Here is an 11,670-nt window from a genome sequence, read left to right on the forward strand (position 1 = left end):
ATTACGCCTCCAATCCTTTTTTAGCTTGGGTTGCTAACCATTTTTGGAAGAAGTGTGTTGGTAAGTCCATCTCAGGGGAGAAAACACCACCACCAAAACCAGGTGAATGACGACCTTTCTGCATGGTTTCAACTGCAAATACATCTTCAGCAAATACAACTTTCCATGATTCTAAAGTTGCTTTGCGGCATTCATCATATTTAGCGTCCAGTGATTCATCACCAACGTAATACAATCGTAATTTTTCAATCGTTTGCTCTGGCGCAATTGGGTCAATCATCATTGCAAATGCATGATCTGCTTGAATACCAAGTAATACGTTCGGGAACACAGCTACATATTCCGCATGACGTAATTGATCTTCTGGCCAGCTTGGGAATTTTGGTAAATGCGTACCGGCTGTAGCTGACAAGTTATATTTATAACTACCCTGACCTGCAAATCGGTCTTCAAACATAATGTTGTAATGGTCTTCTAATTTTGAGTATGTATTTAATGCAGGATGAACCCAAGGTAAGTGATAAGCTTCGCAGTAATTTTCAACTGTAAGCTTCCAGTTGCTTTTTACAGGTAACTCGAAAGTTGAACCTATTTTGCTACTACGAATAAGCTCTAAACCGTTTTCCCCCAAGAAAGGTTTCCAACGCTCTACTAGCGGTGCGATATGCTCTTCAAAACTTGGGGCATCACCAGAGATATTAACAAAAACCATATCCATCCAAATCGCTGAACGAAGAGCTTTTAATCCATGCTTTTCACATTTAAAACGTTCATCTTTATGCTGATTAATTCCACCGACATGTGGAGTGCCTTTTAAATTACCGTTTAAATCATAGCTCCAAGAATGGTATTGACAACGAATCACACCTTCAATAGTGCCTTCTTCTTGCACCAAAATCATACCGCGATGGCTACACACATTATGAAAGACTTGAACTTGGCCTTCACGGTTGCGCATCATGACAAGTGGCATACCCATAAAATTAACAGGCTTTACATAACTCTTTTTAGGAAGATCTGAAGCAAAACCTACACAAACCCAAGTTTTACTAAGAATATTGTCACGTTCGAAATTAAAATATTCAGTGCTGGTATAGGCAATATTTGGCATACCATTTGATTCTGTAATCGGGTTTAAAACATTGTCGACTTGCTGAACTGTAATAAGTTTCTGGCTAACTTGACTATTCATCTGATAATCTCCATTTACATTGAATAACGCAGTGCTCCCTGCGTTGGTATTAACTACTCGTTAGCACCATGTGCTGCTTCATGGAGATTGTGTAAAACATCCTGATGATAGACAAACGACTTTTTTGGTCGGTACACATGAGTTTTAATCATGTATTTTTACTCATCAAATTACGCAATTAAAAAATAGACTTATTACAAAAACTCACTTGGAGATGAGAATAAATGAGTTGAGCATGCCTCTGGTATATCTCTACTCTTTTATGGACAACACAAACAGTTAACAGGTGGTTAACCGTTTGCCACGCATCCAAGGAGGAGTTATGCGTACAACAGGGATCTCTGAATCCAACACAGCCGTATCTGTGATTTCGAAAATATTAGTAGTCATATTTGTTTTATTCTGTGCTGTGTACGCAGATAAAGCAGCTGAAATTTTTTCTTATTTATCAAATATTTTACTGCACAATATGAAGTGGTTTATTCTATTGTCTGTGACTGGTATTTGCTTCTTTCTTATCTATGTCATGTTCAGTCGTTATGGCCTCATTAAACTAGGTAAAGACACAGACAAACCTGAATATAGCTACTTTGCATGGATCTCAATGCTATTCTCATGCGCAATGGGTGTAGGATTAGTTTTCTGGGGCGTTGCAGAACCCATGAATCACTATGCCAGCAATCCATTCACGAAGGGGTTAACTGATGAAGCTGCCAGCATGGCAATGCAAATCACCTTCTTCCATTGGGGCTTACATGCGTGGTCAGTTTATTGTATTACAGCTTTAGCAATTGGCTATTTCTCATATCGTAAGGGACTCCCTTTTTCTTTACGCTCCATCTTGCATCCACTCATTGGAAATCGTATCTATGGACCTATTGGAAATTTAGTTGATATTATTGTTATTGTTGTTACCACTTTTGGTATCTCTCAAACGCTTGCACTTGGTGTCCTACAGATTAATGCTGGCCTAAATAAGGTGTTTGGTTTAGGCATTAATGTCACGTCTCAATTTATTATTTTAGTATTGTTGTCTAGCCTTGCAACCATTTCTGTTGTCCGTGGTATTGGCACAGGCATGCGCCGTATCTCAGAATTAAACATTATTTTATCGATTATTTTAATCGTGATTTTAATGTGTGTCGGCCCTGCTCGTTATATTACAAACTCTTATATCGAAGGTTTAAGTAACTACTCGTCCAACTTTATCAGTATGAGTTTATGGAGTGATGCCCAGAAAGACTCTGAATGGCAAAACTGGTGGACAGCATTCTATTGGTTATGGTGGTCAACTTGGGCACCTTTTGTAGGGATGTTCATTGCCAAGATTTCTAAAGGCCGAACTATTCGTCAGCTTATTGCAGGTGTTTTAATTGTTCCTACTTTAGTAACATTTATTTGGATGAGTGTCTTTGGTGGTTCCGCACTTAAAGTTGAGCAAAATGCTCGTCAAACATTTGAGCAACAAACTGCTCAAGTAGCCCAGGCCTCTGTAAATACAGGTTCAAGCTTACAAAAGGAAGCAACTTCTAAAATATCAGATACTCCACAAGCCTCCTCTGAATTTAAAGGTGGACCAATTGTACAAGCCACCCAAAAAGACAATACTCTCGCCATCTTTGCTTTATACGATGCAATTGATGATGGTTTGTTTGGAATGATTCTGAGTATTACGACATGCTTGCTACTGATTACATACTTAGTCACCTCACAGGATGGCGGCACACATGTACTCTGTTTCCTTGATACCCGCTCAGAAAAAGAGACTCCTATTCGAACTCGGCTTATTTGGTGCCTTTTTGTAACTTCAATTAGTTTGGGGCTACTTTATGTTGGAGGGTTAAAAGCGATTCAAACTGCCGTTATTCTGTTTGGTTTCCCCATACTAGTTTTGTTAACTATTATGTGCGGAGCGCTTCTTAAAGCATTGCATAAAGAAGTTTCAACAGGTCTTACAAGCCCACCCACGGAAGACGTAAAAGAAGATTTTTCTGCTACTACACTAACTTCAACCGAAATCCAAATAAAGCCTGAGGTTTAATCCCAGCTTTGCTGAATGTGTACTATAAGGAGAGCAATTTTTAATTGCCCTCCTTTTTATAAAATCATAAAAAACAATTAAAAAAAAACATGATTTTAACTCATGATCACCCACCAAAAAAATCAATATTCAGTTTATAAATTACGTATTAAAACTAATGATTCATGGACAAGAATAAAGACTGTGTAAGGACATAAAATGAATAGTAAACAACTCTTTCAAAACCGTATCGGCAATCGTCATCCTGAACATTTAAATATGCATCAAATTGGACCTGGTGAATTAGCAACATCGGAATGGCAACAAGCTGGTCTTACACTTCCTAATTTAGATCGTATGCACCAATACCGTTTAGATCGAATTTGTGCATTATTAAAACAGCAAGGATTAGCTGGTATTTTGCTGTATGACCCCATTAATATTCGTTATGCAACAGGTACGACGAATATGCAGGTGTGGCTATTACATAATGCAGGACGCTATACCTATGTTTCCGCAGAAGGGAAAGTCGTGTTGTGGGAATTCGATCACTGTGATTTCTTGGCTGACCACTCTAAAGTGGTGAGCCAAATTCGCCCATGTATCTCATGGTTTTATTTCTGCGCAGGATCTCGTATTGATGAACAAGTAAAAAAATGGGCGCATGAAATTTATGATGTCGTTTTAGAACTAGGTCAAGGCAACAAAAAAATTGCTGTCGATAAATGTAATGATGAAGGGATTAGAGAATTACAACACCTTGGCCTCAGTATTGAAAATGGTGAAGTCATTATGGAGCTTGCACGCGCCATTAAAGGTGAAGATGAAATTAATGCCATGCGCTGCGCTGTACATGCCACAGATTCAGCCATAGCCGTCATGCATAGCCATCTTGAGCCTGGTGTTTCTGAACAACGCTTATGGTCATATTTACATGCTGAAAATATTGCTCGTGGAGGAGAGTGGATTGAAACTCGCCTATTATCCTCTGGTCCTCGCTGTAATCCATGGTATCAAGAATGTAGTGGAAGGATTATCCAAAATGGTGATTTAGTCGGTTTTGATACAGATATGATTGGAGCCTATGGTATTTGTGTTGATACTTCACGGACATGGCTATGTGGCGATAAAGCAGCAACGGCGGAACAAAAACGTATTTATCAAATGGCATATGACCAAATTCAAATAAACACCGAATTATTGCGTGCAGGTGTAACTTTTAAAGAGTTGACTCATAAGGCTTTACAGTACGACCCTCTCGAGTATAACCATTACTCTTTTCTTTATCATGGTGTAGGACTATGTGATGAAGCACCAGGAATCTACTTTAAAGAAGCATGGGACAGTTATGGATACGACGGTATTTTAGAACCCGGCATGGTTATGTGTGTTGAAAGCTACGTAGGTCATAAACAAGGTGGGTCGGGGGTTAAACTCGAAAATCAAGTTCTAATTACCGAAAATGGTCCTGAAGTCCTGACCTTATACCCCTTTGAGTCACGTCTTTTATCAATATAATGCTTAATACAATCTATGTGTATTATCCAAGAGGGTGGAACGTTCATCATCTCCCCTCTTGGAATATATCCACATTCTATTAATTTAAGCCCTTTTGCCCAACTTGTCCTGGTAGCTGGTCCAATAACCAATTTCGAAAGTGTTTCACACTCGAAGGAATCATCCCGCGATCCGAGGGCTCTAACATACAGAAATTTGCTTGCGTTCGTAATACAGTCTCGACAGGACGAACTAAGGTTCCTGATTGAAGATAATCATCAATCAAAGACCCCCAGGCCAAAGCCACCCCCTGCCCGTTAATCGCAGCCTGCAATAACATTGGGTAATTATTGATATTCACTCTGTTTTTGGGCTTTACAACAGGATAGTTAACAGCTTCGAACCATTCCGCCCATGTAATCCAGTCTTTTTGAGAATCATCCAGATATAACAAAGCCTTACCAAATATATCTTCAGGAATACTATCGGCATTAAATTGTGTAAGGTAACTGGGACTACATACAGGAAAAACTTCTTCAGGAAATAACGTTGTAACATTCATCCTTTCAGGTGGTGTTCGGCAATAGAACAAGGCTAAATCAAAATCCATTTTATGTAAGTCTAAGATATTTTCTGTAGTCAATATTCTTAAATCAACACCTTCATTATTTTGCTGAAAAGAAGCAACTTTAGGTAATAACCAAAGCGCTGCCATCGCATTTGTGGTAGCAACTGTAATTTGGTGCTCACCCTGCCATTTCTTGATTTCAGCTGTAGCTTGTGCAACATTCAATAAAGAGCTATATATGGTTTGATAATATTGCAATCCTGTAGGGGTTAAAGAAATATTGCGATTCGAGCGTATAAATAGCTCTTTTCCTAAATACTCTTCTAACTGTCGTATTTGTCGACTAATCGCTCCTTGTGTGACAGTTAACTCATCAGCGGCTTTTGTAAAACTAAGGTGGCGAGCAGCTGCCTCGAATACAATAAGGCTATTCATTGGTGGCAATGGTTTGATTTTCATGGACACTCCTAATTTGTCCTATATTTCCTTTTCTTAAAGTTGAATCCTGTTTAAGCTATCATTGCTTTAAATCTTGATTCTTACTTCCCCCTCCTTTTAAATTTCTGAGCTAAAGTTTTCAACTAAACTCTTTTGGCAATAAAATGTCACATGTGAACATGAATAAAAAGTGAGAAAAACTACTTAATTCATGAGTTTTAGTAATAACTAAACAAAAATGGCAATTCAAAATTAAGTTTGTTGATGAAATCGTCAAAAATAAGATTTATATAAATAATAATTTAAGAGCAGATTTCAATTTTTGCTCTCCCGCATAAATTTAGTGACAAAAAAATAAGGGAGCTAAAGCTCCCATTTTCAACTTACCAATTTAGAGTCAATCCATTGGTTTATTTACCAAGCTGACTCATCCATCAGCGTGAAGAAACTCGCTCGTTGCGACACCCTGCATCTGGGTTTTCAAATCAGATTTTAGTAAGTCAAACTGTTCTCGATATTTTACAATTAATTTTCGTGCTCAAATCAGTTGCTTGGCTGTTTCATTTTCAAATAGCTGTTCTAAATAGATGCACTGAATGAGCCAAATTTCATACCCAATTTTTCTTTTGTATTTTAGTTCTATAGCACAGATTTCATCCTGAAATCTTGGTATAACAAAGCGCCCCTATTTTAAAAAATATTTTTATGAATAATATTAATTTAATTTATAGGTCAATCGTTTACTGATTTTATTTATTGCGTAATTAAATTACGTATTGAATAATAATTTAGATCAAGTATGATGAATTAAAACTTCTGCACTTGTTCACTCAACATTGAGAATGCTACTGAACAGGTGCCCCATTTCAGACAAACGGATTTGTCTCTCTCGCTCTAGAATTGTAGCGACCAGTCCGTTAGCTCTGAAAGGAATCGTTAAAAAGATAAGCAATAGGATTGCTTAAAAAAGAAATGAGGACGTTGTATGAATGAATTAGCCAACCCATTAGAACTGTGTGGATTCGAATTTATTGAATTTGTTTCTGAAGATGGTCAGCTAGATGCGGTGTTTGAAACTATTGGATTCAGCAAAGTGGCAAAGCATAAGTCTAAAAATGCGTATTTATGGCGTCAGGGCAAAATTAATATCATTCTAAATTATCAGCCTGAATCGTATGCAGCTTATTTCTATAAAGAACACGGCCCTTCTGCCTGTGCAATGGGTTTCCGTACCAAGAATGCGGCAAAGGCATTTAAAAAGGCGATAGAAATTGGTGCTGAACCAATTTACAACCAAGTTGGCCCTATGGAGCTGAATATCCCAGCAATTAAAGGGATTGGTGGCTCTCCTATTTTCCTCGTCGATTGTGACATTTACCAAAATGACTTCATCTTCTTTGATGATGTGCCATCCCATCCTGTCGGCACAGGTTTATATGAAATCGACCATTTGACCCATAATGTTTATAAAGGCCGTATGCAGTATTGGTCTGATTTCTATGAAAAGATTTTTAACTTCCAAGAAATTCGCTACTTCGATATTAAAGGTGAATATACTGGCCTAACGTCCAAGGCACTGACGGCACCAGATGGTAAAATCCGTATTCCGCTCAATGAAGATTCGGATAAAGGAAATGGCCAGATTGCCGAATTCCTGAATGAATTTAACGGTGAAGGCATTCAGCATATTGCCTTCATTTGTGATGACCTGATCAGCACTTGGGACAAATTAAAAGCGTTAGGTGCCAAGTTCATGACACCTCCACCAAATACCTATTATGAAATGCTAGATGACCGTTTGCCTAACCACGGTGAACCTGCCGATGAGTTACAAAAACGTGGCATCTTGCTGGATGGCAATACTAAAGACGGTAATAAACGTCTCCTCTTACAAATTTTCTCTCAAAATATGCTAGGTCCTGTCTTCTTTGAATTTATTCAGCGTAAAGATGACGATGGTTTTGGTGAAGGCAACTTTAAAGCGCTATTTGAGTCGATTGAACGTGATCAAATTAAACGTGGTGTTTTAGATGTATCTAAAGCTTAAACGATTTCTAGAATTTCCCTGTACATATAGTTTTATGTACAGGGAAATTTAACTTTTGCGCAAAAATTATACTCGTAAAATTAAAGTCTGCTCCGATGACAATATAAAAATAAGTACACACATCATCATGGTTCAGGGCTTTATCTCACATGGATGAAGAATAAAAATGCAGCACATTGAACAAGGAAACCTGAAAAAAGGTTTAAGTAATCGTCATATTCAGCTCATCGCCCTCGGTGGTTCTATCGGCACAGGGCTCTTCCTCGGTATTTCACAAACCATCAAACTCGCAGGACCTTCTGTTATTTTAGGCTATGCCATCGCAGGCCTTATTGCCTTTCTTATGATGCGCCAACTCGGTGAAATGATAGTGCATGAACCCGTGAGCGGTTCTTTTAGTCATTTTGCTTATAAATACTGGGGCAAATTTGCGGGCTTTATGTCTGGCTGGAATTATTGGGTACTGAATATTTTAGTGTGTATGGCTGAACTCAGTGCTGTCGGCCTCTATATCCATTACTGGTGGCCTGATATTCCAACGTGGGTTTCTGCTTTGGGTTTCTTTATTTTCATTAATGTCATTAATTTACTGCACGTGAAATTATTTGGTGAAATGGAGTTTTGGCTAGCCATCATTAAGGTCGTGGCAATTATTGCCATGATTGCTTTTGGTAGTTACTTGCTGGCTAGCGGTAGTGGTCATAGCCAGTCTAGCTTACAAAATTTGTGGCAGCTCGGTGGCTTCTTCCCAAATGGTATTACAGGCTTAGTGATGGCTATGGCCATGATTATGTTTGCTTTCGGTGGAATTGAACTGGTAGGTATTGCAGCAGCAGAGACAGATAACCCTCAAAAAACCCTCCCAAAAGCCGTCAATCAAATTGTTTACCGTGTCTTATTGTTTTATATCTTAAGCTTAGTCGTGATTTTGTCACTTTATCCATGGAATATGATGGCTGAAGGCGGTAGTCCTTTTGTATTGATTTTCGACTCGTTGGGCAGCCAAACCGTGGCCGCTGTTTTGAATTTTGTGGTTTTGACTGCAGCTGTTTCTGTCTATAACAGCACCAATTACTGTACCAGCCGAATGCTGCTTGGTCTGGCACAACAAGGCAATGCCCCAAAATTTTTAAGCAAAATTAATCCGCGTGGTATTCCTGTAAATGCCATTATGGTTTCAGCTTTCTTTACTTTAATATGTGTTCTGATTAACTATTTATTTCCTGAAAAAGCATTTAACTTACTCATGATGCTGGTCGTAGCGGCTATTGTGATTAACTGGGTCGTGATTTCTTATACACATTTAAAGTTTAAAAAAGCCATGAATCGCATGCAGGTAAAAACTCACTTTCCAAGTGTGGCCTATCCATTTACCAATTATTTATGTATTGCCTTCATGGCGAGTATTCTGCTCATTATGAGTCGTAGCCCAGATATGCAAATTGCTGTTCTCATGATTCCAGTCTGGATTGCGATTTTACTGACGGCTTATCTCTTTAAACGGAAGCAAGAAGATCATGTTGCGTTGCTTGAAAAAAGTAAAATCACTTCCTTACCAGAAGCGTAATATCGTATTTATCATATTAGGATGTATTCATGTTTCAACATATTGATGCCTATGCAGGTGACCCGATTCTTTCTCTGATGGAGGAATTCAGCAAAGATACGCGCCAGAATAAGGTCAATCTCAGTATCGGACTTTATTATAATGAAGATAATATCGTGCCGCAGCTACAGTCGGTTCAAAAAGCCTATACTCATTTAATCCCTGACTATGACAAAGTCCGAGTCTATTTGCCGATGGATGGGCTCAAGAGCTTTAATCAGGCTGCACAAGAACTCATTTTCGGTCAGGCTAGCCCTGCTCGTCAGCAAGGACGTGTCGTCACTATTCAGACGTTGGGTGGTTCTGGTGCACTCAAAGTAGGTGCAGACTTCTTAAACAAATATTTTCCGCAGTCCGAGATCTGGGTCAGTCAACCGACTTGGGAAAACCATATTGCGATCTTTAATGGCGCCGGTGTTCAGACCCACTTCTACCCTTATTATGATGCAAATACCAATGCCGTGAATCTAACTGCGATGCTAGATACCTTAAAGCAGCTGCCTGCTCAAAGTATCGTACTACTGCATCCTTGCTGTCATAACCCGACAGGTGCAGATTTAGCCCCCCATGAATGGGATCAAGTAATTGAGGTTCTAAAAGCAAATGACTTGATTCCTTTCTTGGACATGGCCTATCAAGGTTTTGGTCAAGGCTTGGAGCAAGATGCTTATGCGATACATGCGCTAGATCGGTCTGGTATGAACTTTATTGTCAGCCATTCTTTTTCCAAGATCTTTTCCTTGTATGGCGAACGCGTTGGTAGCTTAAGCTTTGTCTGTGATGACGCAAACATTGCCCAAAATGTATTGGGCCAGCTTAAAGCGACAGTCCGCCGCATTTATTCTAGCCCAGCAGCTAACGGCGCATTATTAGTAAGTCAGGTATTAAATGATACAGCCTTGTCTCAGTTATGGCAGTCTGAATTAGAAGAAATGCGTCAGCGTATTTTACTGATGCGTCGCTTACTTGAAGACAAACTCAGTCTAGCGCTACCAGATATGGACTTTAGCTATCTGACCCAGCAACAAGGCATGTTTAGTTATACAGGCTTAAGTGCAGAACAGGTCGATTTGCTGAAACACGATTATGGTATTTATTTAGTCCGCAGTGGCCGTATGTGTACTGCTGGCCTGAATTTAAACAATATTGATTATGTGGCTGAGTCGATGGCAACTGTGCTTAAAGCTGCAAGTTCCACTGAGTCTGTGCTTGCTTAAGATATATCATGTTCACTTAGGCTTCTCACTCTAGGGTCAGAAGCCTTTTTTATAGTTATTTTTCAGAACTTGAATCAAGGCAACCTAAGTCTACGGGTTTCAGCTTAGCTATCTAGTTCGTGATTCCCCCTTCGCCTTTAGACAGCGCAGTAAAAAATCAAATATTTCGACTGCCAACCTCCACAACCCAATAAAAAAATCCACCAAAGGGTGGATTTAAAACTTAATTCATGTTTTCAATGTAATCGACGCTTTTATATGGCAGCAGCTGGATGAAATAAAGCATCGATCTGTCGCTGTACGCCAAGTACATAATCAATTGCTTGCTGCATTTGTCCTTCGGGTAACTGATCTTCTGTGCCAATACAAGTAATGACATGATCCAGTTGCTGTGTGAAATTAAAGACTGGAATACTAATCGCATTGATCCCAGCCATCATATCTCCTGCGACTGAAGCATAACCTTGACTCAGGATTTTCGCTTTCAGCTCTAAAAAATCTTCCCAATTTGCAGGATACTGCTCTGGTTTAGCGCTACTTTCCCACTCTTTTTCCAATAATGGCTTGATGATGTGCTCAGGCTGATAGCAGGCATGCAAGCGCCCTGTCGCAGATTTCAGCAGAGGCATGCGTGAACCGACTCGAGTAATAATATTAAAGACATGGTTAGATTCTAGAGACTGAACCACGACCGCACCATCGGCAAACCATTTACTCACATGAATACTGCAATTCAGATGTTGCTGAATATCCTGAATATAACGCTGGCTTAATTCCAACATATCTGTTCGTTTGAGTGCATTCACCCCAAAAGCATGTGCACGCTCACCTAAGCTATAACGCCCATCCGTTAATTGCTGAGCATAACCTTTACGAATCAAGCTCACCACATAACGGTGTACTTTGGCCGGATGCATGGATAAAACTTCGGACAGCTCTTTTAACATCATCGGTGCATTATGTACGGTCAATGCATCCAATACGGTTAATCCAACTTCCAGAGACTGAACCCCTCCCTGTATTTTTTCTTCCTCAACACTCATCGCTTTACCCTGTATAGCTGCATTAGTTGTCATAACTCCATC

The 11,670-nt window shown here is 39.3% G+C and carries 8 protein-coding genes; 5 read left to right on the forward strand and 3 right to left on the reverse strand.

Annotation, left to right across the window (positions count from 1 at the left end; all coding sequences use genetic code 11):
• Position 1: 1 nt before the first annotated feature.
• A complete protein-coding gene (locus RR876_RS02860; protein WP_332477602.1) occupies positions 2-1,192 on the reverse strand; it encodes an aromatic ring-hydroxylating dioxygenase subunit alpha in 1,191 nt (396 codons plus the stop codon).
• A 322-nt stretch (positions 1,193-1,514) separates the two neighbouring features.
• Between RR876_RS02860 and RR876_RS02865 the strand changes: the two genes are divergently transcribed.
• A complete protein-coding gene (locus RR876_RS02865) occupies positions 1,515-3,233 on the forward strand; it encodes a BCCT family transporter (protein ID WP_332477601.1) in 1,719 nt (572 codons plus the stop codon).
• A gap of 198 nt (positions 3,234-3,431) precedes the next feature.
• Entirely contained in the window at positions 3,432-4,730 is a 1,299-nt protein-coding gene (locus RR876_RS02870; protein ID WP_332477600.1) for a Xaa-Pro peptidase family protein, read from the forward strand.
• A 79-nt stretch (positions 4,731-4,809) separates the two neighbouring features.
• Here the strand turns inward: RR876_RS02870 and RR876_RS02875 are convergent, their stop codons facing one another.
• Positions 4,810-5,736 (reverse strand): LysR substrate-binding domain-containing protein, encoded by a 927-nt coding sequence (locus RR876_RS02875; RefSeq protein WP_332477599.1) that lies wholly within the window; start codon positions 5,734-5,736, stop codon positions 4,810-4,812.
• A gap of 964 nt (positions 5,737-6,700) precedes the next feature.
• On the opposite strand from RR876_RS02875, the gene hppD reads away from it, so the two are divergent.
• From hppD to RR876_RS02890, 3 genes are all read left to right on the forward strand, one after another.
• Complete coding sequence (gene hppD, locus RR876_RS02880) at positions 6,701-7,762, forward strand: 4-hydroxyphenylpyruvate dioxygenase (protein WP_332477598.1); 1,062 nt, start codon at positions 6,701-6,703, stop codon at positions 7,760-7,762.
• 166 nt (positions 7,763-7,928) lie between these two features.
• Positions 7,929-9,329: an amino acid permease gene (locus RR876_RS02885; protein ID WP_004981288.1), complete on the forward strand. Its 1,401-nt coding sequence runs from the start codon at positions 7,929-7,931 to the stop codon at positions 9,327-9,329.
• Positions 9,330-9,358: 29 nt separating this feature from the next.
• Positions 9,359-10,585: an amino acid aminotransferase gene (locus RR876_RS02890; protein WP_332477597.1), complete on the forward strand. Its 1,227-nt coding sequence runs from the start codon at positions 9,359-9,361 to the stop codon at positions 10,583-10,585.
• Between the two features lie 254 nt (positions 10,586-10,839).
• Here RR876_RS02890 and RR876_RS02895 read toward each other — a convergent pair whose 3' ends face one another.
• Entirely contained in the window at positions 10,840-11,661 is an 822-nt protein-coding gene (locus tag RR876_RS02895) for an IclR family transcriptional regulator (protein WP_332477596.1), read from the reverse strand.
• Positions 11,662-11,670: the final 9 nt, after the last annotated feature.

This window comes from Acinetobacter sp., assembly GCF_036666595.1.
Taxonomy (GTDB): domain Bacteria; phylum Pseudomonadota; class Gammaproteobacteria; order Pseudomonadales; family Moraxellaceae; genus Acinetobacter.

What these genes read in the sequence shown, in the direction of transcription:
- RR876_RS02875 (WP_332477599.1), bottom strand. Translation starts at nt 5,736, where the DNA reads ATGAAAATCAAACCATTGCCACCAATGAATAGCCTTATTGTATTCGAG.
- RR876_RS02865 (WP_332477601.1), top strand. Translation starts at nt 1,515, where the DNA reads ATGCGTACAACAGGGATCTCTGAATCCAACACAGCCGTATCTGTGATT.
- RR876_RS02895 (WP_332477596.1), bottom strand. Translation starts at nt 11,661, where the DNA reads ATGACAACTAATGCAGCTATACAGGGTAAAGCGATGAGTGTTGAGGAA.
- RR876_RS02885 (WP_004981288.1), top strand. Translation starts at nt 7,929, where the DNA reads ATGCAGCACATTGAACAAGGAAACCTGAAAAAAGGTTTAAGTAATCGT.
- hppD (WP_332477598.1), top strand. Translation starts at nt 6,701, where the DNA reads ATGAATGAATTAGCCAACCCATTAGAACTGTGTGGATTCGAATTTATT.
- RR876_RS02860 (WP_332477602.1), bottom strand. Translation starts at nt 1,192, where the DNA reads ATGAATAGTCAAGTTAGCCAGAAACTTATTACAGTTCAGCAAGTCGAC.
- RR876_RS02870 (WP_332477600.1), top strand. Translation starts at nt 3,432, where the DNA reads ATGAATAGTAAACAACTCTTTCAAAACCGTATCGGCAATCGTCATCCT.
- RR876_RS02890 (WP_332477597.1), top strand. Translation starts at nt 9,359, where the DNA reads ATGTTTCAACATATTGATGCCTATGCAGGTGACCCGATTCTTTCTCTG.